General features: G+C 70.0%; 22 protein-coding genes and 1 pseudogene. 17 read left to right on the top strand and 6 right to left on the bottom strand.

What is annotated here, in order from left to right:
• Positions 1-58: 58 nt before the first annotated feature.
• From ACN27F_RS33535 to ACN27F_RS33560, 6 genes are read left to right on the top strand one after another with little or no spacing between them, the layout of a single operon-like run.
• Positions 59-1,063, top strand: coding sequence for an ABC transporter substrate-binding protein (locus ACN27F_RS33535; RefSeq protein WP_421439639.1), 1,005 nt, complete (start codon positions 59-61; stop codon positions 1,061-1,063).
• A gap of 2 nt (positions 1,064-1,065) precedes the next feature.
• Positions 1,066-1,941 carry an ABC transporter permease gene (locus tag ACN27F_RS33540; protein WP_421439641.1) on the top strand — a complete coding sequence of 292 codons (876 nt, stop codon included), beginning with the start codon at positions 1,066-1,068 and terminating at the stop codon, positions 1,939-1,941.
• Positions 1,934-2,746 carry an ABC transporter ATP-binding protein gene (locus tag ACN27F_RS33545; protein WP_421439643.1) on the top strand — a complete coding sequence of 271 codons (813 nt, stop codon included), beginning with the start codon at positions 1,934-1,936 and terminating at the stop codon, positions 2,744-2,746. Before ACN27F_RS33540 ends, ACN27F_RS33545 begins: the two co-directional genes overlap by 8 nt.
• Complete coding sequence (locus ACN27F_RS33550) at positions 2,743-3,840, top strand: zinc-dependent alcohol dehydrogenase (RefSeq protein ID WP_421439645.1); 1,098 nt, start codon at positions 2,743-2,745, stop codon at positions 3,838-3,840. Before ACN27F_RS33545 ends, ACN27F_RS33550 begins: the two co-directional genes overlap by 4 nt.
• Before the next feature lie 3 nt (positions 3,841-3,843).
• A complete protein-coding gene (locus ACN27F_RS33555; protein WP_421439647.1) occupies positions 3,844-5,187 on the top strand; it encodes a Rieske 2Fe-2S domain-containing protein in 1,344 nt (447 codons plus the stop codon).
• Between the two features lie 5 nt (positions 5,188-5,192).
• Complete coding sequence (locus ACN27F_RS33560) at positions 5,193-5,456, top strand: hypothetical protein (RefSeq protein WP_421439648.1); 264 nt, start codon at positions 5,193-5,195, stop codon at positions 5,454-5,456.
• A 20-nt stretch (positions 5,457-5,476) separates the two neighbouring features.
• Here the strand turns inward: ACN27F_RS33560 and ACN27F_RS33565 are convergent.
• A pseudogene (locus tag ACN27F_RS33565) lies at positions 5,477-6,052 on the bottom strand (acyl-CoA desaturase); the annotation flags it as partial.
• A 414-nt stretch (positions 6,053-6,466) separates the two neighbouring features.
• Positions 6,467-7,081, bottom strand: coding sequence for a DUF5134 domain-containing protein (locus tag ACN27F_RS33570; protein ID WP_421440599.1), 615 nt, complete (start codon positions 7,079-7,081; stop codon positions 6,467-6,469).
• A gap of 321 nt (positions 7,082-7,402) precedes the next feature.
• Between ACN27F_RS33570 and ACN27F_RS33575 the strand changes: the two genes are divergently transcribed.
• The 6 genes from ACN27F_RS33575 (at position 7,403) to ACN27F_RS33600 (ending at position 15,291) form a co-directional block, all read left to right on the top strand.
• Positions 7,403-10,396 (top strand): family 16 glycoside hydrolase, encoded by a 2,994-nt coding sequence (locus tag ACN27F_RS33575; RefSeq protein WP_421439649.1) that lies wholly within the window; start codon positions 7,403-7,405, stop codon positions 10,394-10,396.
• 93 nt (positions 10,397-10,489) lie between these two features.
• Positions 10,490-11,317: a 2-oxo acid dehydrogenase subunit E2 gene (locus ACN27F_RS33580; RefSeq protein WP_421439650.1), complete on the top strand. Its 828-nt coding sequence runs from the start codon at positions 10,490-10,492 to the stop codon at positions 11,315-11,317.
• Entirely contained in the window at positions 11,314-12,708 is a 1,395-nt protein-coding gene (locus ACN27F_RS33585) for a cytochrome P450 (RefSeq protein ID WP_421439651.1), read from the top strand. Before ACN27F_RS33580 ends, ACN27F_RS33585 begins: the two co-directional genes overlap by 4 nt.
• Positions 12,695-13,282, top strand: a complete 588-nt coding sequence (locus ACN27F_RS33590) for a hypothetical protein (protein WP_421439652.1) — start codon at positions 12,695-12,697, stop codon at positions 13,280-13,282. Before ACN27F_RS33585 ends, ACN27F_RS33590 begins: the two co-directional genes overlap by 14 nt.
• Before the next feature lie 51 nt (positions 13,283-13,333).
• Positions 13,334-14,557, top strand: coding sequence for a macro domain-containing protein (locus ACN27F_RS33595; protein ID WP_421439654.1), 1,224 nt, complete (start codon positions 13,334-13,336; stop codon positions 14,555-14,557).
• 98 nt (positions 14,558-14,655) lie between these two features.
• Positions 14,656-15,291 carry a TetR family transcriptional regulator gene (locus ACN27F_RS33600; protein ID WP_421439655.1) on the top strand — a complete coding sequence of 212 codons (636 nt, stop codon included), beginning with the start codon at positions 14,656-14,658 and terminating at the stop codon, positions 15,289-15,291.
• A gap of 15 nt (positions 15,292-15,306) precedes the next feature.
• Here the strand turns inward: ACN27F_RS33600 and ACN27F_RS33605 are convergent, their stop codons facing one another.
• A complete protein-coding gene (locus ACN27F_RS33605) occupies positions 15,307-16,455 on the bottom strand; it encodes an acyl-CoA dehydrogenase family protein (protein ID WP_421440601.1) in 1,149 nt (382 codons plus the stop codon).
• A gap of 166 nt (positions 16,456-16,621) precedes the next feature.
• Here ACN27F_RS33605 and ACN27F_RS33610 point away from each other — a divergent pair, with 166 nt between their 5' ends.
• On the top strand, positions 16,622-17,107 hold the full coding sequence (locus ACN27F_RS33610; RefSeq protein ID WP_421439656.1) for a MaoC family dehydratase: 486 nt from the start codon (positions 16,622-16,624) through the stop codon (positions 17,105-17,107).
• Between the two features lie 49 nt (positions 17,108-17,156).
• Here ACN27F_RS33610 and ACN27F_RS33615 read toward each other — a convergent pair whose 3' ends face one another.
• From ACN27F_RS33615 to ACN27F_RS33625, 3 genes are read right to left on the bottom strand one after another with little or no spacing between them, the layout of a single operon-like run.
• The gene (locus ACN27F_RS33615) at positions 17,157-17,669 is read right to left on the bottom strand and encodes a flavin reductase family protein (RefSeq protein WP_421439657.1); all 513 of its coding nucleotides are present in this window, start codon (positions 17,667-17,669) and stop codon (positions 17,157-17,159) included.
• Complete coding sequence (locus ACN27F_RS33620) at positions 17,669-18,487, bottom strand: VOC family protein (protein WP_421439658.1); 819 nt, start codon at positions 18,485-18,487, stop codon at positions 17,669-17,671. Before ACN27F_RS33620 ends, ACN27F_RS33615 begins: the two co-directional genes overlap by 1 nt.
• Entirely contained in the window at positions 18,484-19,224 is a 741-nt protein-coding gene (locus ACN27F_RS33625; RefSeq protein WP_421439660.1) for an enoyl-CoA hydratase/isomerase family protein, read from the bottom strand. Before ACN27F_RS33625 ends, ACN27F_RS33620 begins: the two co-directional genes overlap by 4 nt.
• A 191-nt stretch (positions 19,225-19,415) precedes the next feature.
• On the opposite strand from ACN27F_RS33625, the gene ACN27F_RS33630 reads away from it, so the two are divergent.
• Genes ACN27F_RS33630 through ACN27F_RS33645 form a run of 4 tightly spaced genes read left to right on the top strand, consistent with a single transcriptional unit; the run spans position 19,416 to position 23,597 of the window.
• Entirely contained in the window at positions 19,416-20,939 is a 1,524-nt protein-coding gene (locus ACN27F_RS33630; protein ID WP_421439661.1) for an ABC transporter substrate-binding protein, read from the top strand.
• Between the two features lie 2 nt (positions 20,940-20,941).
• A complete protein-coding gene (locus ACN27F_RS33635) occupies positions 20,942-21,787 on the top strand; it encodes an ABC transporter ATP-binding protein (RefSeq protein ID WP_421439662.1) in 846 nt (281 codons plus the stop codon).
• The gene (locus ACN27F_RS33640) at positions 21,784-22,707 is read left to right on the top strand and encodes an ABC transporter permease (protein WP_421439663.1); all 924 of its coding nucleotides are present in this window, start codon (positions 21,784-21,786) and stop codon (positions 22,705-22,707) included. Before ACN27F_RS33635 ends, ACN27F_RS33640 begins: the two co-directional genes overlap by 4 nt.
• Positions 22,708-22,712: 5 nt before the next feature.
• Positions 22,713-23,597 (top strand): ABC transporter permease, encoded by an 885-nt coding sequence (locus ACN27F_RS33645; RefSeq protein ID WP_421439664.1) that lies wholly within the window; start codon positions 22,713-22,715, stop codon positions 23,595-23,597.
• Positions 23,598-23,641: the final 44 nt, after the last annotated feature.

Below are 23,641 nucleotides of genomic sequence, written 5' to 3' on the forward strand. Positions count from 1 at the left end.
GCATCCAGAGACCGCGTTCGCCTCGCACCGCAACCGTGGAGAGGACATAGATTTCACGATGAGAAGCACCAGCAGGCTGGCGGCGGTGGTCGCGGTGGTCGCGGTCGGCGTGTCAGCAGCCCTCGCCGGCTGTACGGCGGACGGCGCGGCTACCGCCGACGGCGCCGGTGACTCCGCCACGCACCGGATCGTCCTCGCCGACGGTGCCGCCAAGTCCTCGATGGCCAGCGCCGTGTTTCTCTACGCGCAGCGCCGGGGCATCTTCGCCGAGCACGGCATCGACATCGAGATGACCTACGTGACCCCGGCCGCGGCCCAGGCGGCGTTGCTCGCCGGCGACGTGGACGTGGCCTTCGACGGTGACGAACTGATGCGGGCGGTCGCCGCGTCCGGCAGCGGCAAGGTCTTCATGACCTCGGGCGCGCTGCCGTTCGCCATCTTCGCCGACGAGGCGCTGACGGTACCCGAGCTGCGCGGCAGGACGATCTCGTCGACGACGCCCGGGTCGTCGTTCTCCAGCGCGCTGATGAAGACTCTGCACGACGCCGGGTTGGATCCCGACACCGACGTCGAGATCGTGTACCTGCAGACGGTCGCCGCGCAGTACGCCGCCCTGCAGGCCGGCACCGTGGACGCCGTGCTGCTCTCGCCGCCGGCGACGGTACGGGCCCGCCAGGACGGTTTCAGCAAGGTCGCCGACATCGCCGACAAGACCTCACCCGGGGTCTTCGCGGTGTCGTCGGACTACCTCTCGGCAGACCGTGCCGCGGTCGTCGCGTTCGTGTCGGCGATGGCCGAGGCCACCGAAGCGGCGCGCGGCGACCTGGAGGACCTGACGGAGGTGTTCGCCGAGGCGAACCCGGAGGTCGGCGCCGACCTGATCGCCGCGAGTATCGCGGAGGCGGCCCCGCTGTGGGAGGTGAGCCCCTACCCGCGTAGCTGGGCCGAGACCATCATGGCCGCCAGTCCGAACGCCGAGCTGCGCTCGACACCACTGACCGCGTTCACCGACACCACACTGGTCGAGCAGGCCGGTGCCGTCGGACCGCAGGCGGTTCCGTGATCATGACCAGGACCTCGTCGCTAGCGGACGGCGGGCCGGCGCCCGCCGCACCGGTGGCAGTCGGCGCGGCACCGGACACCCCACCCGGTCCGACCCGAAGCCGCCAGGGCCGCCCGGCCAGGCACCAGGGCCTGTTGCTGGGCCTGGCCGGAGTAGCCGTCACCCTGCTCGCCTGGGAGGGGTGCGCCGCGACCGGGATCGTCAACGACCTGCTCACCAGCCGCCCCAGCGACATCCTGATGACCGCGGGGGACTACTTCACCTCCGGTACCGGCCGGCGCGACGTCGTCGTCAGCGCCACCGAATTCATCGTCGGGTTCGCGCTGGCGTTGGTCGCCGGCCTCGCGGCCGGCCTGGCTGTCGGCTGGTGGCGCTGGCTGGACCAGCTGACCGAGCCGATCGTCAGCTTCGCGTACGCCAGCCCACGGGTCGCCCTCGTACCGATGCTGGTCGTCTGGTTCGGCATCGGACTCGGCTCGAAGGTCGCCGTCGTGTTCATCTCGGCCGTCTTCCCCATCATGCTGAACACCCGTACCGGCGTCCGTACCGTCGACCACCACCTGCTGACCGTCGCTCGGGCACTGAACGCGACCCGCTGGCAGACCCTGCGGACCGTCGTACTGCCCGGGGCGGTGCCCTCCATCGTCACCGGAATCCGCCTGGCGATCGGCGTCGGCCTGGTCGGCATGGTGGTGGGGGAGCTGATCGCCTCCAGCGAAGGACTGGGTTACACGATCCTGTACGCCGGCAACACCCTGCAGACCTCCCTGATGTTCGTCGCCTTGTTCGTCGTCTCCGGCGCCGGCGTCGCGATGACCGCCGCGGTTCGCGCGCTGGAACGGCGGCTCGACCGGTGGAGGCCGCAGCATCATGCCTGAGTTGTTTCTCGACTCGGTCGCCGTCGACTATCCGGACCGCGACGGCGGTGAGCGGCTGCGGGCCGTCGCCGACGTGTCGGTGCGCGTCGGTACCGGCGAGTTCGTCACCGTCGTCGGCCCGTCCGGGTGCGGCAAGACCAGCCTGCTGCACGCCGTGGCCGGCCTGCTGCCACCGGCGGCCGGCCGCATCACACTCGGTGGCACGCGGATCACCGGGCCGGGATCCGAGCGTGCGCTGGTGTTCCAGCACGCCTCGCTGCTGCCGTGGCGCACGGCGTTCGGCAACGTCACGTACGGTCTCGAACTGCGCCGGGTGCCCCGGGCCCGGGCCCGCGAACGGGCGGCGGCCATGATGGACCTGGTCGGTCTCGTCGACGCCACCGGTCGCTATCCGCACGAACTCTCCGGCGGTATGCAGCAACGGGTGAACCTGGCCCGGGCGCTCGCCCTCGATCCCACGGTGCTGCTGATGGACGAGCCCTTCGCGGCCATGGACGCGCAGACCCGCGAGACGATGCAGGGCGAACTGTCCCGGATCTGCGCCGGCACGGGCAAGTCGGTCCTGTTCATCACGCACGACATCGAAGAAGCCGTACTGCTTGGTGACCGGGTGGTGGTGCTCTCCGCCGGACCCGCCACCACTGTCGCGGACGTGGTTCCAGTGCCGCTGGTCCGCCCTCGCGCCGCCGCCGTACGTCGTACCGGAGACTTCGTCGACCTCGTCGACCGGGTGCGCTCCGCCCTGTCCGGAGCCGGCCGTAGCGACGCCCGCCACCGGGACACCCGCCACCGGGAGTCCGTATGACCCGGCGCGACTGCCTCGCTGCGGTCAAGGTCGCTGCCTCCCGTACCGAGCTGCGCGAGATAGCGTTGCCGGCGGTCGAGGACTCCGGCGGGCTACTGCGGATCGAGGCGTCCGGCGTCTGCGGCGCGGACGTCGGCTGGTATGCCGACGTCGGGTTGCCCAACCCGGGTCCGGTCATCCTCGGTCACCACATCGTCGGCAGTGTCGACGAGATCGCCGAGGCCACCGCCGCGCGTCTCGGCGTGGCCCCGGGGGATCGGCTGCTCATCGAGGAGTACCTGCCGTGCGGCGGCTGCGCGGCATGTGCCGCCGGCACCGCCCGGCTGTGCCCGGCCTGTGGACCGACCGGCGATACCCTCCGGTACGGCTCCACTCCGATCGGTGTCGGGACCGGCCTGTGGGGCGGCTACAGCCAGTACCTCTGGCTCGACGACCGGGCCATGGTCCACCGGCTGCCGCCGGATCTGCCGACCGAGCTGGCCACCTTGGTGTTCCCACTGGCCAACGCGATCAGCTGGGTCCGTGCGGCAGGTGTCGGACCCGGTGACACGCTGGTCGTCGTCGGCCCCGGCAAGCTGGGACTGTCCTGTCTGGCAGCCGCCCGTGCCGTCGACGCCGGCTTCGTCGCGATGCTCGGACGGCCAGGTGACGAGACGCGCCTCGCACTGGCGGCGGAGTTGGGTGCCGACCACGTCACGACGGAGGCCGCCGACCTGCGTCGCGCCGTCGCCGCCGGCACCGCCGGGCGGATGGCCCAGGCCGTCGTGGACACCGCCGCCGGCACCGCCGCGACCATCGATTTCGCCGTCGACGTGCTGGGCTTCGACGCGACGATCGCGCTCGCGCAGTGGCCCGCCGGACACACCGGTGTCGACCTGCCTGCGCTGGCGGCCAAGCGGGCGACGATCACCACGGTGCGCGGGCGTGACGATGCCTCGATCCGGTCCGCCGTCGACCTGGTGAGCCGCGACCCGGCCCGCTTCGCCCCGATGTGCAGCGGGACCGTCGAACTCGCCGACCTGCACGACACCCTCACCGCGTTGCGCTACCCAGCAGGACGCGGCGACCTGATCCACGTCAGCGCGAAGGGATAGCAGATGCTCAGCGCCGACCGCAACCGCACACTCATCGCGTCCGCGCCGGACACCCCGATGGGAAACCTGTACCGGCGGTACTGGATACCCGTCGCCCGCTCGGCGGACCTGCCGCTCGATGCCGGGCCACCGACCCGGCTGCGGCTGCTCGGTGAGGACCTGGTGCTGTTCCGGGCCGGGGACGGCCGGGTCGGACTGTTGTCGCAGTGGTGTCCGCACCGGGGCGCGTCGCTGTACTTCGGCCGCAACGAACCCGCCGACTCACCCACCGGCCCGGGACTGCGCTGCGTCTACCACGGCTGGAAGTTCACCGTCGACGGTGCCTGCGTCGACATGCCCAACGAACCGTCGGAGTCGACGTTTCGCGACCGGGTCCGCGCCCGCGCCGCGTACCCCTGTATCGAGCAGGCGGGCATCGTCTGGGCGTATCTCGGAGAGCCTGGGCAGCGTCCGGATCCGCCGGCGCTGCCATGGGCGATCCTGCCGCCCGACCAGGTCTATGCCTCCGTCCGGTTGCAGCTGTGCAACTCGATCCAGGCGTTCGAAGGCGCGGTGGACGCCAGCCATGTCGGCATCCTGCACAGCGACATCGGGCTGTGGGACGCCGGAAAGGAGTTCAACCGGGTCCGTGGCGGTATCGCCGTGGACAAGGCACCCCGGTTCTACGTGGAGCAGACCAACTTCGGGCTGACCATCGGCGCCCGGCGTCGGCTTGAGGACAGGCAGGCGTACTGGCGGTTCACCCAGGTCGTGCTGCCCTGGTACGTGGTGCTCAGCCAGGAGCCGGACGCCCCGCTGTCGGCCCACGCGTGGGTGCCGGTGGACGAGCACCGTACCTACACCTGGACGTTCAGCTTCCGCCTGGACCGGCCGCTGACGACGCAGGAAATCGCCCGGTGGCGGGCGGGCGGCGGCCTGCACGTGCCGCTGATTCCCGGCACGTTGGTCCCGACGATGAACCGCGGCAACGACTATCTGATCAACCGCGACCTGCAGGCCAGCGTGTCGATGACCGGGATCGGCAACGTCGGGATCCAGGACGCCGCCGTGCAGGAGAACATGGGGCCGCACGTGCCGGGCACCGACGCCGACCTCGGATCGCGGATGGACCGCAGCAGCGAACGGCTCGGCTCGGCCGATGCCGGGGTGATCGCGACCCGGCGAATCCTGCTGGCCGCCGCGGCGGCGTTGGACAAGGACGCGACGATCCGCCCACCGGGGCTGGTGGCCGGCGACCAACGCCAGGGACGTGCCTACCCGTCCGTCGTGGTCGCCGACGACGTCGCGTGGCACGATGTCCGAGACGCGGCGGAGGCCCGGGCCGTCACCCGGGACACCGGAGCGTGACCGCCGTGGCTGGACCGCTGGGACACACGGTGGAGATCGTGTCGGTGCCATCCGCCGACGGCAGGTGGATCCGGCGGGTCCGTGTCCTCGGGATCTCCGGGTGTGCCGTGGAGTCGACGGACCTGGACGTCTCCGCCGACATCGAACGGGTCCTCGCCCTGTCGGCCCAGCGGTTGTCCGACGGAGTGACGACCGAGCCGGGACGTTCCCGCCCGCTGCGTCCGGATCTCGACGTCGTCACCGGGTTCTACCGCGGCGGCCTGCCGTAGACATCGGTGCACCGTCGGGTTCACTCAGCGCGGGCGAGTCGGGCGAGTCGGGCAGGGCTCGGCCATCGTACGTCGTACACGAGGCCGAGCCGCTCCAAGATCCGGATGAGCCGGGCGGAGATGTCGATCTGGCCGGGGCGCACCCCGTGCCGTGCGCACGTCGGGTCGGCGTGGTGCAGGTTGTGCCAGGACTCGCCCATGCTCAGGATCGCCAGCGGCCAGAAGTTCGCCGATCTGTCCCGGGTCGTGAACGGTCGTTCGCCGATCATGTGGCAGATCGAGTTGACCGACCAGGTGACGTGGTGCAACAGCGCGACGCGGACCAGACCGGCCCAGAAGAACGCGGTCACCGCCCCCATCCAGGTCCAGCTGAGCAATCCACCGAGGACGGCGGGCAGCGCCAGCGTGGCCACGGTCAGCGGCCCGAACAGTCGGTGGACCAGCCGGATGTCCCGGTCGGCCAGCAGGTCGGGGACGAAACGTCGCTGGTTGGTCAGTTCGCGGTCGAGCACCCAGCCCAGGCGACCGGAACGGCGGCCACCACCGCCAGCGGCGGCACCACGACGAACACGTACACCGACACGTGTGCCGCGAGTGGACGACTGCCCTCGACGAGAGGTTTCGGGGTAGGAAGGGTCCCGTCCGTCGACGGTGGTTGGCCAATGGCATCGGACACGACGTCACCTTCGCTCCGCTACGGTCGTGGCAGACCGTAGCCGGTGACCGCGCACGGCATCCTGCGCTTGGGCGAACCGTGGTGGGGCGGCATATGAACAGGACGCACGTCGGTGCCGGTGTCGCTCCCGGCGTAGGCGTCGCCTTCAGCGTCGCCTCGTGCCGCGTCGTGTCATGTGGCGCGGTGTCGTGCCGTGTGGCGTCGTCGGCCGGAAAGCCAGAAGATCGCCGGTCTGGCCTGCTTCTACAGCGAGAAGGCCGACCTGCTCGTCGACGGTGTGCTCCAGGATCGTCCGCCTTCGCCGGGAGCCGCATCCGACAGTCCAGTCACGGGTTCACAGTAGGGTCGCCGTGCTGACGGCCATCCCGGCCGACATCAGCAGATGGCAACCGGCGGCACCGGCTGGGCCGAAGAGCCGGCGGGTCGGTGGCCTCGACAGGGCAGCGCGCAACGTCCATAGCCACCCCGCCATCGCGGTCGTCAACATCAGCAGCAGCAGGACGGTGACCGTGCTGGGCAGCACGGTGGCGAACGCGGTGGTACCGCCTGCCGGGGGCGAATGGACGTGCGGGTGTCCTGCCGGCATGTGGTGCATGCGCAACAGCATCCAGGCCATCGCGCCCATGGCCACGACCTCGTGCCCCGACACGAGGTGGGCGTGCAGGGACCTGGGGCCGGGGGAGGCCAGCCACACCCGGACCGCCCGGATGCCAAACCAGCCACCGAGCACGAGAAACAGCGCGGCCTGCAGGCCGAGTCCGTCCCACGCGGTGCCGAGCCAGGTCATGGCGATCATCGACATGCTCATCGCTATGTGGGCGAACGTGCTGATCCAGGTGGCGAGCCGCCGACGCAGCACCGGATCGGCGGCGTCGATCCAGCACCGTGCGAGGAAGTACCCGCCGGTTACGGCAAATGACAAGGTCAACAGCCACCGCAGCCACGGCATCCCGCCCACCGGTGACCTCCTGTCCGAGGCAGTGGTACAAGACAGGTCGGCGGCAGGCGGTCGGGGGTTCCGATGATCTTCACGGCGCGGCCCGGGCGGGCCTCCAGCGGGGCGGAAGCGGGGCCTGTGGCGTCGCCAGGCAAAACTTTCGTCTAAACAGGCGAAAGTTCGATATTTTCGCTCCTAAGATCTTGATACTTCGACGAATGTGGCTGATGATGTGCCGCATCCGCGCATCCGAGGACCATTTCGTCCACTGAGCAGGCACCCCTCGGTGATGGTTCCGACCGCGGCTGCGCCAGCACCGTCGAAGGGGAGGAAATGTCTTCACGCCCGCCACGAACACGCCGTCCGCTCACACACCTCGTCGTCACCGCCCTGCTCGTTCCACTGACCGCCGTCGGCGCGTCGCCGGCCGCGGCCCAGGTCGCGGACCTGCCGCCCCAGGAACCGGGCGTGACGCTGCGTACGTACGACGTGCAGGTTCCGCTGTCCGAGATCTGCGCTCTCAAACCTGGACAGACCCCGAACGTGGACAAGCTGATGCCGGTCGTCGACTGGTCGACTGCCGCCGAGTTCGGACTGGAGGACAACTTCGTCACGCACGCGCTCGGTAACCTGCACGTCGCCGCCGCCGGGACGTACGCGTTTCGGCTGACCAGCGATGACGGCTCCCGCCTTTACATCGACGACGCGGTCGTGGTCGACCACGACGGACTGCACGGCGCGACCTCGATGGACGGTACGGTCGGCCTGACCGAGGGATACCACGCGCTACGGGTCGAGTACTTCGAGGCCGGTGGCGGTCAGCAGCTCACCCTGTCCTGGCAGCCGCCCGGCTCGGCGGAATTCGCCGTCGTGCCCAACTCCGTGCTGAGCACGGACGCCGGCGTGGTCCGGGTGACCGCGCCCGGCCGCAAGGCATGCCAGGGTGTCACCGACACGCCCGGTGACGGGCTGCCACTGAACGCGGTGCACCCCGACTACACCCTCACCGACCTGCGACCGGACGGATTCGAACCACAGGTCTCCGGGATGGACTGGACCGAGGACGGTCGCCTGGTCATCGCTACCTGGGGTGGCAGCGAGCAGGTTCTCGGCGAGGTGTACATCATCGACAACGTGACCGGGGCGACCGGCCCCGACCAGGTCACGTACAAGAGGGTCGCCAGCGGCCTGCGGGAGCCGATGGGTCTGGCGGTGGTCGACGGCATCATCTACGTCTCGCAGAAACACGAGCTGACCGAGTTGCGGGACACCGACGGCGACGAGGTCGCCGACGAGTACCGGACGGTGGCCCGCTGGCCGTACGGCGGCAACTTCCACGAGTTCGCCTTCGGCCTGCTCTACCGGGGCGGCAACTTCTACCTCAACCTCTCGGTGGCGATCGACCACGGCGGCGCCACCACCGACCCGCAGCCGGTGGGCGAGCGGGGCACCAGCATCATGGTCAACCGGCGTACCGGCGAGGTCAGCTACGTCGCGGGCGGCCTGCGTACCCCGAACGGTATCGGCTGGGGACGGGACAAGGATCTGTTCGTCACCGACAACCAGGGCGGCTGGCTGCCCGCCTCCAAGCTGGTGCACATCGAGCAGGACCGCTTCTTCAACCACTACACCAACCCGGACGGGCCGTTCGACGCCAACCCGGTGACCCGGCCCGTGCTCTGGCTGCCGCAGAACGAGATCGCCAACTCGCCGAGTACGCCGGTGCGGATCAAAAAGGGACCGTACCGTGACCAGTTGCTGATCGGCGACGTCACCTACGGCGGACTGCAGCGCGCATACCTGGAGGAGGTGCACGGCGCCTACCAGGGCGCGGTGTTCCGGCACACCCAAGGACTGGAAGCCGGCGTCAACGAGGTCTCCATCGGTCCCGACGGAGCCATCTACGTGGGCGGGCTCGGTGCCGACGGCAACTGGGGTCAGGCCGGCAAGCTGCGGTACGGCTTGCAGAAGCTGACCCCGAACGGCAACCGGACGTTCGACATGAAGTCGATGAGCGCCACTCCGAACGGCTTCAAGATCGAATACACCAAGCCGCTGTCCACCGCCACGATCCAGGACATCGCCGGGCGCTACCGGATCACGCAGTGGCGCTACGCGCCGACCCCGGCGTACGGCGGGCCGAAGGTCGACGAGGAGACGCTGACCGTCCGCGGGGTCGTCGTCTCCAACGACCGCAGGACGGTCCGGTTGACGGTCGACGGCCTGCAGCAGGGCCGCGTGGTGCACCTACGCTCACCGCGCTCGTTCACCGCCGCCACCGGCGAGGAACTGTGGAGCACCGAGGCCTGGTACACCCTCAACGCCATCCCGGGGGCGCAGCCGGACCGGATCTTCTACGAGGCCGAGGAGGGCTACCGCCAGGGCAGTGCCGGGCTCGACACCGAGCACGCCGGCTACTCCGGGGTCGGCTTCGTCGACGGGTTCGGCGAACTGAACGCCTCCACCACCGTCCACGTCGAGGTCAAGCGTAACGGTGACTACGACGTCGGGCTGCGCTACAGCAACGGTCCCAACCCGTTCGCCGGTGACAAGACGGTCAGCATCTACGTCAACGGCGACAAGGTGCGCCAGAGCGTGCTGCCGAGCACCGTCACCTGGAAGGAGTGGGCCACCAAGACCGAGCGACTGACGTTACGACGCGGGGTCAACGCGGTCGAGTACCGGGTGGACGCCACCGACACCGGTCATGTCAACCTGGACCTTGTCACCGTGCGTCAGCCCGGTGAGCGGATCGTGCTGTTCGACGGCGGTGACCTGTCGGAGTGGCAGCACACCGACGGGCGCGCCGCGAGCTGGCCACGGGTGGGCGACGGGGCGATGGAGGTCTGCTGCGGCGACCTGCGTACCAAGCAGGCGTTCGGTGACTTCCGGTTGCACGTCGAGTTCAGGGTGCCGCAGCTGCCACCGGACGTCACCGGGCAGAATCGCGGCAACAGCGGCGTCTACCTGCAGGAACGGTACGAGATCCAGATTCTCGACTCGTACGGGGATCCGACCCTGGACACCAACGAGGCTGGCGCGATCTATCTGCAGAAAGCGCCGGACGTCAACGCCGCGCGGCCGCCGGAGACCTGGCAGACCTACGACATCGTCTACCACGCGGCCCGTTACGACGGCACCGGTGCCAAGACCGCGGATGCTCGGGTGAGCGTGGTCTGGAACGGCGTGACCGTCCACGACGACGTCGCCATCACCGGCCCGACCGGCGGCAACATCCCCGAAGGACCGGCGACCGGATCGATCCGTCTGCAGGACCACCAGAACCCCGTGCAGTACCGCGACGTCTGGGTCGAGCCGCTGAGCTGACCCGCCCGACGGCGGGCCGTGCCGGACCCGGCGCGGCCCGCCCGTGTCGCCGTCGGGCTCGCCCGTACCCTCTGATGGGCGACGGGAGAGATCATGAACGACACCTTCGAAGAGGTCCCCTGGCCGCGCATCCGCGAGCTCGTCGTGGACGCGCTGACCGCCGGACACCGGGCGCACCTGGCGCACGGCCTGCTGGAGATCGACGTCTCGCGGGCTCTTGCGCTGCTGCAGGAGGACAAGGCGCGGACACCGGGCGCAACCTCGTTCACCGCGTTTTTGGCGTACTGCCTGGGGCAGGCGGTCGACCGGCACAAGATGCTGCACGCCTACCGCAAGGGCTCCGGCAAGCTGGTCATCTTCGATGACGTGGACGTCAGCACCCTGCTTGAGAAACGCAAGCCGGACGGCAGCCTGGTGCCGGTCATGTACGTCGTACGCGGCGCCAACCGCAAGACCCTGACCGACATCAACCGGGAGATGCGCGACGCCGTGCGCGACGACCTGTACGACGAGCCGGGGGTACGCCGGCGGCGCCAGATTCTGCGGCTGCCCCGCGCGGCCCGCCGGGTCCTCTGGTGGTGGATGCGGCGCGACCCGGTCCGGCGCAAACGGCAGTGGGGAACGGTCGGCCTGTCCAACGCCGGCTCGTTCATCGGCCAGCGTCCCTCCTGGGGAATCCCCATCTCCTTCGTCACCTGCGCGTTGATCATCGGCAGCGTCGCGGAACGGGTGTGCTGGGTGGACGGCCGGCCGCAACCCCGGAAGATGCTCGGCGTCACGGTGACCGTCGACCACGACATCGTCGACGGCGCGCCCGGCGCCCGCTTCGCCCGGACGCTCGCCGAGCTGATCGAGTCGGCGGCGGGGCTCGCGGACCTGGTCCCGGAGCAGGCGCCGGCGGATGCCGGAGTCCGGCCTTGACCGGGCAGGACCCGGCGCGACCGGGCCTGGCGCCGGCCCGGCCCGTGCCGACCCGGGATCACCGCCGAGCGGTCCGGGTGCGGCTCGCCGCGCTGCGCGCCGACCTGCTGGGCACCCAGCGCCGGTTGGCGCGCACACCCGGCGGTGTCGTGCGCTTCCGGGTGCTGCACCGGGCGTTCACGCTGGTCGCCAGCGCACCGGCGATCCAGCACGTGCTGGTCGCCAACGCACCCGCCTACCGCCGCAGCCGCCAGCACGACAACCTGGCGCTGACCATCGGGTACGGCCTGATCTGCAGCGACGGTGCGGTGTGGCGTCGGCAGCGGCGGCTGGCCCAACCCATCTTCAACCGCGAGTTGCTCGCCCGGGTGGTCGACGTCACCGCCGGGCGCACCGAAGAGCTGCTCGACCGGTGGGAGCGGGCCCGCGAGCACGGGGAACCGGTCGAGATCGTGGCGCAGATGCGGGAGCTGACCATGGGGGTGATCGCCCAGGCGCTGTTCGGCGAGGACCTGCCCGCACCGGCCAACGTCTTCACCGACACCGTCGACGTCGCGTTGGAGGTGGCGATCCGACGCAACATCCTCCCCGTGACGCTGCCGGTCTGGGTCCCCACCCGGCTGCACCGCCGCCTGCGCCGCTGCCGACGGGCCGTCGACCGGTACGTGTACCAGCGCATCGACGAGCGGCTGCGCGACGACGACGGGCGGCAGGACATCCTGGCCGCCTTGATCCGTGGCTACGGCGACCAGGCCTGCCGGTCCCGCCGGGAGCTGCGCGACCAGGTGGTGACCCTGTTCTTCGCCGGATTCGAGACCACCGCCACGGCGCTGGCCTGGACCTGGCTGCTGCTCGACCGCGAGGAGGCGGTGGCGGACCGGCTGCACGTCGAGCTGGCGCAGGTGCTGGGCGGGCGGGCACCCACCGTCGAGGATCTGGCCGCGCTGCCGTACACGCACCAGATCCTGCAGGAGTCGATGCGGATCTACCCGCCGGTCTACACCCTGACCCGCCGTGCCGCGGTGGCCGACCGGATCGACGGGGTCGACGTCCGCCGCGGTGACAGCGTCATCCTTCCGATACACGCCGCGCAGTGCTCCGCTGTGCTGTGGGACGCCCCGGACGAGTTCCGCCCGCAGCGATTCGCTCCCGGCCGCCTGACCCGGGCGCAGCGCCACGCCTATGCCCCGTTCGGCGCCGGAGCCCGCAAGTGTCTGGGCGCGGGCTTCGCGACCGTGGAGATGGCGACCGTGCTGGCGGTCGTCGCACAACGCGTGCGACTGCGGCTGATCGAGGGGCATCCGGTGGCAGTCTCGGCCACCGTCACCCAGTACCCCACCCACGGGCTGGCCATGCGGGTCGAGCGGGCGGCCGCAGGTGACCGGAGCTGACCGCTACGGCATCCTCGATCCGGAGGATCCGGTCGAGCGCACACGGTACGAGCGGCACTTCTACCACGCGTACGTCAGGCTGACCGACAACACGCTGACGCGGTCGATCTGGGATTGGGACGACGGCAACCAGCTGCTGCGTGCCCGGATCCCGTACCACGATCAGGTGATCTACTCCTGGAGCGACCGCGCCGGGCGGCCGATCGGGTACCTCGCGGTCAACGTGCACGCACACCGCGCCTTCCAGGCCGACGCGTTCGGCTTCGCGCCGGAGCCGAACACCCGGTCCGGCGGGCCCGACCACTGCTGCGAAATCCTCACTCTCATGCGCACCGGGCACCCCCGCCGGGCCACCGTGCTCGACTACCGCGACTTCGTCGGCGGCTTCGCGTACCCGGACCTGGTCGACCGCGGGTTCACCGTCGCGTACGCGACCTGTACCCGTCGGCGGCTGCGTCCGTACCTGCTGCTCGGCGCGCAGCTGGTGCACCGCGCCACGCTACGCGGCGAGGAGCGCTTCCTGCTGCGCTGGCCCATCTTCGAGCTGGCCGCCGGCCCGACCGCCGGCGGCTGACCTACAGTGGATTCCATGGGCTCTGCCGGATCGTTTCCTGCCTCGGTCCGCATGGGATTCGTGATAGACGTGGCCGGCTACAGCCGGCGCTCCGCCCAGGAGAAGGTGGATCTGCAGCACCGGGTCTCCGCGTTCATCGACGAGGTACTGCGTGACCTGGGCCTGCGCCTCGACCAGACCCATCATCACGGCACGGGTGACGGCATGGTCGTCTTCCTGCCCAGCGAGATCGAGGTGCACCGGGCGCTGCAGCGGCTGTTGCGCTCCTCATCGGAGGTCCTGGCAGAGGACAACAGACGTTACCGCGACCGGATGCGACTGCGGATGGCCGCCGTGATCGGCCCGCTCGGCCCGGCGGCGGTCGGCTTCGCGGGCGATGCGATCGTGGAGGCGGGCCGGATGGTCGACAGCGCGGTGCTGCGGTCGGCGTTGACCGAGCAGCCCGGCGCAGACCTGGTCGTCCTCGTGTCCGACACGCTGTACGCGTACGCCGTGCGGGAACGTCACCCCGGTCTGCGGGCCGAGGACTTTCGGCCGGTGGAGGTGCAGACCAAGGAGTTCCGGAAACAGGTCTGGCTCTGGAACGGGGCCCAGCCGCAGCGCCCGACAACCCGACCGCAGGCGTTCACCTTCGGCACGCCGAACGGTTCAGCCTGCCTGATCGGCATCCGGGCCGGTCGGATCATGCGGATTCACGACGTGGACATCTGGGTCAACAGCGAGAACACCGACATGGAGATGGCCCGGTTCAACGAGTTCTCGATCTCCAGCATCATCCGGTACAACGGATCCCTGCGTAACGCCAGCGGCCACGTCGTCGACGACGTCATCGCGGACGAACTCGCCCGTGCGGTCGGTGGCCATCGACCGGTCGCGCCGGGCAGTGCGTTCGTCACCGGCTCCGGCGCTCTGGCGGCCAGTAACGCGGTCCGGCGGATCATTCATGTCGCGGCCGTTCACGGCGAGCCCGGCGCGGGATTCCAGCAGGTCCGGCAGGTGGGGGCGGGCGTCGCGAACGCACTGGGTCAGGCGGAGCGTCTCGCCGCCGAGGACGCCTCCATCCGGACCATCCTCTTTCCCCTGCTGGGTGCCGGTGTGGCCGGAGCGCCCGCGATCCAGACAGCCATCGAACTGGTCGCGGCCGCCGTGGACCATCTCGCGGCGACGCCCGGCACACTACTCGACGGGATATACCTTCTCGCCTACACCGACGCGGAGCGGATCGCCCTCGAACAGGCCCTGGCCGGGCACCCCGCCCTGCGCGCCGCAGGGTAGCGCCCCGGGCGGCCACGCGGGGCGCCCACGGTATGATCCTTCCGACCGGGCGGTAGGATTATTCGGCGCTGAGTGGGATCGGGAAGCGGAGGCCACAGATGGCTCGTGCGATGTCCAGCCGGCCGGAGACGACCCGGCGTCGGCAACGCTGGCCCGACGGCTACGACCCGGAGAACACCCGCAAGTCGTTGATCTCCAGTGCGCTGGAGCTCTTCGAGCGTCGCGGCTTCGACCGGACCTCGGTGCAGGAGATCGCCGATCAGGCCGGGCTTACCAAGGGCGCCTTCTACCACCACTTCGGGAGCAAGGACGACCTGCTGCGCCACATCCAGGAGGAGTACCTGGAGGCGCAGCTGGCCGCGATCCAGGAGATCGAATCCGGCAGTGACGACCCGAGGGTACGGGTGGCGGAGCTGATCCGGTTCAGCCTGACCAGCGTGGCCGAGTACCGGGCGCACGTGACGATCTTCTACCAGGAACGGCGCTACCTCGCCGGGGAGGTGTTCGCCGAGGTGACCCGAAAGCGTGACGTGGTGGAGGCGGCCTTCGCCGGCATCATCCAGGACGGGATCGCCCGTGGGGTCTTCCGCACGGACGTGGATCCGCGGATCGTGACGTTCGGGCTCGTCGGCATGTGTGCCTGGGCGTACCAGTGGCTCAACGTCGGCGGACCGCTCAGCATCGACGAGGTGGCACGCCAGTTCAGCGCGGTGGTGCTGGACGGCCTCGGCTGATCCGGCGCGGCCCGGTCAGCGGCCGAGGAGCTGGCGGGCCATGACGATGCGCTGCACCTGGTTGGTGCCCTCGTAGATCTGGGTGATCTTCGCGTCGCGCATCATGCGTTCCACCGGGAAGTCGCGGGTGTAGCCGTAGCCGCCGAGCAGTTGGACGGCATCGGTGGTGATCCTCATCGCCGCGTCGGAGGCGAAGCACTTCGCCGCCGCGCCGAAGTACGTCAGGTCCGCTTCGCCCCGTTCGGACTTGCCGGCGGCAGCGTATGTCAACTGCCGCGCCGCCTCCAGGGCCATGCCCATGTCCGCGAGGATGAACTGAACGCCCTGGAAGTCGGCGATCGCCCGGCCGAACTGCTGGCGTTGCCGGACGTATTCCCGGGCGAAGTCCACGGCACCCTGCGCGATGCCCAGGGCCTGGGCGGCGATGGTTATCCGGGTGTGGTCCAGTGTCCGCATCGCGGTGGCGAAGCCGGTGCCGGGTGCGCCGATGATCCGGTCTGCCGGGATGCGGACGTCGTCGAGGTACACCTCGCGGGTCGGGGATCCCTTGATGCCGAGCTTCTTTTCCGGTGCCCCGAAGCTGACGCCCGGATCGGATTTCTCGACGACGAACGCGGAGACACCGCGTGCGCCTGCCGTCGGGTCGGTCACGGCGAACACCGTGTAGTACTCGCTCAAACCGGCGTTGGTGATCCAGCGCTTGACCCCGTTGAGCACCCAGCTGTCGCCGTCGCGTTCGGCGCGGGTCCGCATGCCGGCCGCGTCGCTGCCGGCGGCGGGCTCGGACAGGCAGTAGGAGAACATCGCCTCGCCTCGGGCGACCGGCGGAAGGTACCGCTGTTTGAGGTTCTCCCCGGCGGCGAGCAGCAGCGGCATGGTTCCGAGCTTGTTGCCGGCCGGAATCAGTGAGGAGGTGGCGCAGGCCCGGGCGATTTCCTCGATGACGATCGCGGTGGCGAGAGCGTCCGCTCCGACTCCGCCGTAGCTGGTGGGTATGTGCGGGGCGTGGAAATCGGCGGCGCGCAGCGCATCGTAGGAGGCCTGCGGAAACTCGGCGGTCTCGTCGGCCGTGGCCGCGTGCGGCGCGACCTTGTCGTCACACAGGTCCCGTACGGCCTTCCGTACGGCCGTGTGCTCCTCGGGGAGCTGGTACGCCTCGAACACCACGGGAACCTCCTTGTCCGGCGACGGCGGCCGTACGTCACCCAGTTGGTTGGAGTAGACAATACCATCCGGTCGGTATGTTATATGGGGTGCTGGAGTGCGGAGCGTGGCCGCGGCCGTGGATCCGTGCCCGCTCGTCCGACGAACCCGAGACGGAGTGACCAACATGCGAACCGCTTCGCGAACGATCGTGTCCACCCCGCGTGAGCTGCTCGACCTGGTCGGGAAGGAACTGGGCGTCAGTGAACCGCAGGTCGTGACCCAGCAGCAGGTCGACCAGTTCGCCGACGTCACCGGCGACCACCAGTGGATCCACGTGGACGTGGAGCGGGCACGGACCGGGCCGTTCGGCACCACGGTCGCGCACGGGTTCCTGATCCTGGCGCTCGTCCCACGCCTGCTCGCGGACATTCTCGAGGTGCGGACCTTTTCGATGGGCGTCAACTACGGGCTGGACCGGGTCCGGTTCGTCAAGCCGTTGCCGCCTGGCGTGCCGATCCAGGGCACCGCGACACTGGTGTCGGCGCGACAGATCACTGCGACCGGCGGCACCGGCGGCGGTGTGCAGGCCAAGGCGTCGGTGGTGGTGGAGTTCGCGCAGGAGCCGACGACCTGCTGCGTGGCGGAGATCATTTTTCGGTACTACGCCTGATTCCGGTACCACGGCTGACCACGCAGGAGGCGCTGGGCCCGCCCGCGGCTCACTCGGTCGGGGTGCCGGACGGGGTGACGAACCGGCCCCGGTAGAACGACAGCGCCGGCACGTTCGTCGGCTTCAGGTGGATGTGATCGATGTCGAGCAGGATGATCACGTGGTCACCGCTGGTGATCACATCGTCGCGCCGCCCGGCGAGGATCGCCGGGGTGCCGGGCAGCAACGGAACCCCGTCCGGGCCCGGCACCCAGGAAACGCCGGCCAGCTTCTGCGCGCCGGTCAGCCCCGAGGTGGCGAACCGCCGCGCGACGTCCTGCTGATCCTGGTTGAGGATGTGAATCGCGATCCGTTCGGACGCCACCAGAGTGGGGAAACTCGACGAGGAGCTGGTGACGCAGAACAGGACCTTCGCCGGCCGCAGCGATACCGAGGTGAACGAGTTCACGGTCAGCGCGGCGACGCCGCCGCCGGTGGTGACGGCGGTGACGGCGGTCACGCCGGTGGGGAAGTGCCCACACACCTGGCGGAACTCGGCGGAGTCGAACAAGGGCTCGGCCATCATCGGTTCACCGCCGGATCAGAGGAGTCGTGCCCGGGACGCAGCCCGCCTTCGAGTTGGATGAGGCAGAGCGTGTGACCGCCGGGATCCTTCACCAGATGCAGGCGCCCGTGCGGGCTGTCGACCGGGCCGACGGTCGGTGTCCCGCCCAGAGCACAGACCTGGACAAGCGAGTCGTCGAGCGAGGCGACGGCGAAGTAGGTGATCCACTTCGCGGGAATCAGGTTCGGCCACTCGTTGTCGAGCTCCAGCACCCCGGCGACCGGCAGGTCGCCGAGCATCAGGAGCGTGTAGGGACGGGCGGTGGGCGCGTCGGTGGTCTGTCGGGCGGCGTAGCCGAACAGGGCCTGGTAGTAGGCCACGGACTGGGCGGGCTCCCCGGTGTCGAGTTCGTTCCAGCACAGCGCGCCGACCGAGTTGAGCATCTGGACGCCGGTGCGTGACTCACCCTGGTACAGGCCGAAGACGGCGCCGAAGGGGTCGATGACGGCGGCGCCGGTGCCGGCCGCGGGTAGGTAGCGTGGCGGGGTGACCACCTCGCCGCCGAGCGCGACCGCCTGGGCGGCGCACCGGGCCACGTCGTCGACCGCGAAGTAGACGATCCACCCCCGGGGGCGACCGCCGTGCAGGGCGGAGGCGTCCGAGATGCCCGCGACGTCGCGTCCGTCGATGCTGCAGATCCGGTACGGGGTGACGCCGAGCGGTTCGGTGCGGACCGTCCAGCCGAGCAACGTGCGGTAGAAGGGCTCGACCTTGCCCGGATCCGCGGTGCAGAGTTCCACCCAGACGGCCTCGCCGGGCCGGAACCGGCGGCTCATCCGGACGTTCCGCTCGTGGCGGTGACGCCGGCGACGATCGTTCGCGCCGAGACGTCGTAGGCGTGGTCGGGGCTTGCGGTGGCCAGGCTCGACTCGACGACCTCGACGACCGCTCGCAGCGTCTGCGCGGGCACGGCGAGCAGCGTCTCGACGAGGGCGTCGACCTCCCGGTCGAGATCCTCGCCGGCGACCACCCGGGCGACCATGCCCCAGTCGAGCAGTTGGGCGGCGGTCGCCGTCGCCGCGCCGGTCAGCAGGTGGTAGGCGTGCGGGCGGGGCACGGCTTGGGTGATCGTGTGGCCGACACCGGCGGGCGCGAAGCCGTACCGGGCCTCCGGTAGCGACAGGCGCGCGTCGGTGGCGGCGATCGGCAGGTGTACGGCACCGAGCAGACCGGCGCCGAAGCCGATGACGTGGCCCCGTACCGCGGTGACGATCGGCACCGGTAGCCGGCGGACCCGCCGTAGCGCGAGATCGCTGTCGCGGAGGCCGGCCGCGATCACGTCCGGCGGCCTGCCCGCCAGCCCGGCGAACTCGGCGGTGTCCCAGCCGCCGCAGAAGTTCCGGCCGGCCATCTCGAGCTGGATGATCACGCAGGTGTCGGTGGCCGCGGCGGCCTCCAGGCTCTCGACGAGCTCGCGCAGCGTGGCGTGGTCGAAGCAGTTGCCGCGGGCGGCGTTGTCGTAGCGCACCCGCATCAGGCGTCCGTCGTGTTGGGGGGTGAGTGTGGTGGCCACCGACGCATCATACATACCGGTCGGTATGTTCACAACGCCGCTGGCGGGCCCGGGTTTGTCACGCGAATGTCATAGTCGGGATACTTGGTTGACCCGTTGACTTGATACCGGCTGGTCGGTACGTTGTGGCGAACGTCACCGCTACCTCACGCGAAGACGTGACGGGTCCATCGCAGTGAAGGACACCCCTAATGACCATGAAATTCTTGCGCTCCCGGCGGCCCCTGGCTGTGGCCGCCGCCATCACCGTCGCGAGCGTCAGTCTCACCGCGTGTGGTGGTTCCGACCCTGAGGACGCCGCGACCGCCGGCGCTGTCACCATCCGGGCACTGCTCGCGGCTCAGCCGGCGACGCTCGACCCGATCGTCGGTGCACGCTCCGCCCAGATCGTCTGGGCCACGATGCTCGAACCACTGATCGACACCGATGACGACCTTGCGCCGACCGACACCGGCCTCATCACCAGTTGGGCCCGTACCGACGCGACGACCTGGACCTTCACCGTCCGCCCCGGCCTCAGCTTCAGCAACGGCGAGCCGGCCGACGCCGCAGCCGTCGCCAATACCATCACACTCACCCGGGACACCGAAGCGTCGCCGCTGAAGTCGTACTTCAGCAACGTCACCTCGATCGAGGCGACCGACGACACGACGGTCGTGCTGACGACCGGCACTCCGCAGTACAACATCCCGGACCTGCTCACCACCGTCTACCTGGTGCCGCCGACGTACTACCAGGAGCAGGGTTCCGAAGGCTTCGCCGCCGCGCCGGTCGGCACCGGTCCGTACGTGTGGGCGGGCGCGAACGCCGGGCGCGACATCTCGGTCACGAAGAATCCCGACTACTGGGGTGACGCGCCGGAGAACGACGGCATCACCTTCACCTGGGCGAACGAGTCCGCGCAACGTCTCGCGCTGATCCAGAGCAACAGCGTGGACGTCTCCTTCGACCTTCCGCCGGCGCAGGCGAAGGCGGCCGAGGCGGCCGGCATCGAGGTGGTGAGCACCGAGACCGCGATCAAGATCATCGCGTTCCTCGACTCGACGAAGGCGCCGTTCGACGACCCGCAGCTGCGGGAGGCGGCGGCCCTGGCCATCGACCGGGACGCGATCGTCAGCGGCATCTTCGACGGTCAGGCCGCCGCCGACGCGGGACTGCTGAACGTCCGGCCCGGCCAGCAACCGCAGCGCAGCGTCACCGCCGACCCGGCCAAGGCCAAGGAACTCGTCGGCAGCGCGGCCCCGGCCGTGCAGATCACCTACCCGGCGGCGCAGTACACCAACATCGAGGAGGTCGCCCAGGCGGTGGGCGGAAGCCTCGAGCAGGCCGGCTTCACGGTCACCTACGACCCGCTCGACTACGGCACGCTGGTCCAGCGGGTCATCGGCCGCCAGGTTCCCGGTATCGCCATCTTCGCCGGGGTGCCGAACGTCGCCGTACCGGACTACTTCGTCAGCGGCTTCATGAAGACCGCGTCGCTGACCGGCAACTGCCCGGACCCGCAGATCGACGAACTCGCCCAGCAGGCGCTCGAACAGGACAGCGTCGAGCAGGCCGCACCGATCTACGAGCAGCTCAACACCATCGGTGTGGTCGAGAAACACTGCTACGTGCCGCTGTACCGGCAGATCTTCAACTACGCGACCGGTCCTGGTGTCACCGGTGTCGTGTTCGGTCCGCTGAACACCGTGGACTTCACGAAGACGACCCGCTGACGATGACCGAGGCAGTGGAGACGGGGGTGCCGGGCGAGGCCGCCCGGCACCCCCCTACCCCGGACGCGGACACCGCCGTGCTGGTGGTCGACGACCTCGTCGTCGACCACCGCAACCGGAGCACGGGGGAAGTCTTTCGGGCCGTCGACCACGTGTCACTGCGCATCGATGCCGGCGAGAGCGTCGCCGTCGTCGGTGAGTCGGGATCGGGCAAGACGACGCTCGCGATGGCCGCGACCGGGCTGGGCACCCGTGGCGACGGTGCCGTCCGGTTGCTCGGACATCAGCTGTCCTCGATCAGTCGGGCACGGCTGCGCCGGCTGCGCCCCGAAGTGCAGGTGGTCTTCCAGGATCCGCACGGGTCGCTCGACCCCCGGCAGTCGGTCCGCTCCGGGCTGCGGGAACTGCGTACGCTGCAATCCGGGCGCACCTCCTGGATCAGCGACGTCGACCTGCTCGGCCGGGTCCGGCTCGCGCCGCAGATCCTCGACCGCTACCCGCACCAGCTCTCCGGCGGTCAGGCCCAGCGGGTCTGCATCGCCCGGGCGCTGCTGATGCGGCCACGGCTGATCGTCGCCGACGAACCAACCTCCGGCCTCGACGTGTCCGTGCAGGCCGACGTGCTGGCGCTGCTCAAGCAGATCCGGGCGAGCACCGGGGCGGCGTTGCTGATGATCAGCCACGACCTCGCCGTCGTCCGCACCGTCTGTGACGTCGTGCACGTCATGTACCACGGCCGGATCGTCGAGTCGGGGTCCTGCGAGACGGTCTTCGACACACCCGAGAACGACTACACGCGCGAGTTGCTCGCCGCGATGCCCGGCGCGCGCTGGAGGTCCCGCCGATGAAGGCCAGCACCGTACGACGGGTCGGCAGCCGTCTGCTGTCGCTGCTCGCGTCGCTGCTCATCGCCCTCAGCCTGGCGTTCCTGCTCGGGCGGCTCTCGGGCGATCCGACCGTGACCATTCTCGGACCGATGGCGCCCGAGGAACAGCGCGCGGCGTTGCGTCACGAGCTCGGCCTCGACCTGCCCCTCGTCGTCCAGTACGTCGACTACCTCAAGGGCATCCTCACCGGTGACCTCGGCCAGTCGCTGCAGTTCTACCAGTCCAACACGTCGATGATCGCCGATCGGCTGCCGTTCACCCTGTTGCTGGTCGGAGCCGGAATGGCGCTCGCCCTGCTCGTCGGCGTCCCGCTCGGCGTACTCGCCGCGACCAGGGAGGGCACCTGGTGGGACCGGGCCGCCTCGACCCTCGCCCTGCTCGGACAGTCCGTGCCCGTCTTCTGGTTCGGCATGATGCTGGTGGCGTTGTTCGCCGTCAATCTCGGCTGGTTGCCCGCCGGCCAGTCCGGCACCCTGCGACATCTGGTCCTGCCCGCCGTCACCATGTCGGTCTACCCGATGGCACACATCGCCCGGCTCACCCGAGCGTCGATGAGCGAGGCACTGGCGGAGCCCTACATCGACTCCGCCCGTGCTCGGGGACTCAGCCGGCTACGAGTGGTGTGGCGGCACGCGTTCAAGAACGCCATGATGCCGGTCCTGACCATCGTCGTTCTGCAGACCGGCATCCTGCTGTCCGGCGCCGTCGCCGTCGAGTACGTCTACTCCTGGCCCGGCCTCGGCCAGCTCGCGCTGCAGGCCATCCAGTTCCGTGACTTCCCGCTCGTACAGGCGATCGTCGTCTTCGGCGCGCTGACCTTCGTCCTGCTGAATCTGCTCGTCGATCTGATCCACTCGGTCGTCGATCCGAGGGTGAGGTGACGGCCATGAGCGGAGTCGAGCTCGACCCGGCCGGCGTGGCGGCGCCGCGACGTCCCGGCCGGCGTGCCCGTACGTCGGTGTTCTGGCTGTCCCTGCCGCTGGCGGCGGTCGCCGGTCTGGTACTCGTGCTGCCGCTGACCGGGCTGCTCCCCGAGGCCGGCCAGGACCTGGCCGCGACCCGCCGACCGCCCGGCTTCCTCGACGGTGGCTCCTGGGCGCATCCGCTGGGCACCGACAAGCTCGGTCAGGACGTGCTCACCCAGTTCGTCTCCGCCGGCCGCCTGACCATCACGATCGGCCTGGTCGGCGCGCTGGTCGCGATCGGCCCAGGCACCCTGCTCGGCGTGCTGGCCGGTTACTTCCGCGGCTGGGTCGACCGGGTCATCTCGGTGCTCATCGACGCCCAGCTGGCGCTGCCGTTCGTCCTGGTGGCACTCGCGATCATCTCGAACCGGGGCAGCTCCCTGCCGGTGCTGTTCCTGGTGCTGGCACTGACCGGTTGGGCGGTGTGCGCCCGGGTCGCCCGCTCGGCGACCCTGGCGATCCGCGAGCGCCAGTTCGTGATCGGCCTGCGGGCGGCAGGCGCGTCGGAGGGCCGGATCGTCTTCCGGCACATCCTGCCCAATCTCGCCGGCACGATCGTCGCGCTGGGCACCCTCCAGATCGGTACGGCGATCCTGATCGAGAGCGCACTGAGCTTCCTCGGCCTCGGCGTACCGCCTCCGAGCGTCAGCTGGGGATCGATGCTGGCCTCCGGCCAGGACGAGCTCGGCCAGGCCTGGTGGATCGCGCTCTTCCCCGGGCTCGCCATCACTCTGCTGGTGCTGCTGGTCAATCTGCTGGGCGACGCGCTGCTCACCCATCACGACCCACGGAAGAGGCGGCATTGACGATCCTCCCCCGTACGGCAGCTCCAGGACGGGGACTTCCTGGG

It is taken from the genome of Solwaraspora sp. WMMB335 (assembly GCF_049179075.1).
Classification (GTDB): Bacteria; Actinomycetota; Actinomycetes; order Mycobacteriales; family Micromonosporaceae; genus Micromonospora_E.